We start from the raw sequence: 686 nt of genomic DNA, 5'->3' as shown, positions 1-686 counted from the left end.
TGAATATCGCAGCCAAATCAATCAGGTGATCAAACGCGAGCAAGCTTTTGCGCGATATGCCAGTCATGAACTGAGAACGCCACTAACGGTGATGAAAGGATCGAGCAGCCTGCTAGCCAGAAGCCCAAGCACGCCGTTTCAAGAGCGTCAGATTGGCCGTATTCAAGATGCTACTCAGCAGATGTCGACCATGGTTGATGCTTTGTTGGGTTTGGTGCGATATGAACGCAACACAGACGACAGCCCCGTTCGAACCATCTCAGAGCAAGAGCTTCACAACATCGTTGCTCTTAGCCAAGCGCAAGCCGATGAAAAGTCGTTGGAATTTAATGTACAGATATTGGGCCATCCGCAAACCAAAGCGACCACTGCAGTGCTTAACATTACGTTGAGTAACTTAATTCGCAACGGCATTGCAGCCACGTCAGCGGGAACGATTCATATCACCATGACCGATACCACACTGTCGGTGAGAGATGAAGGCGAAGGCTTCTCTTCCGTGCCAGATGCCGAAGGCCATGGTTTGGGGCTCATGATTGTGGACGACTTATGCCGACGCTATGGCTGGCAATTCACTATTGATACACATTCTGAGGGTGGATGTGAGGCAGTGATTGACCTTTCGTCAGAGCATCATGAGGCTTGCTCAGAGTAACTTCCTCAGCACTAGATTCAATCAAGAGGTA

The 686-nt window shown here is 49.6% G+C and carries 1 protein-coding gene; it reads left to right on the top strand.

The genetic code is table 11. The annotated features are described in order from the left end of the window. A partial coding sequence (locus R7Z77_RS25795) for a HAMP domain-containing sensor histidine kinase (protein WP_318137104.1) occupies window positions 1-655 on the top strand: 655 nt, incomplete at its 5' end. Between the last annotated feature and the right edge of the window lie 31 nt (window positions 656-686).

It is taken from the genome of Vibrio sp. 1401 (genome assembly GCF_033340295.1).
This window is presented reverse-complemented; position numbering and strand designations above follow the sequence as displayed.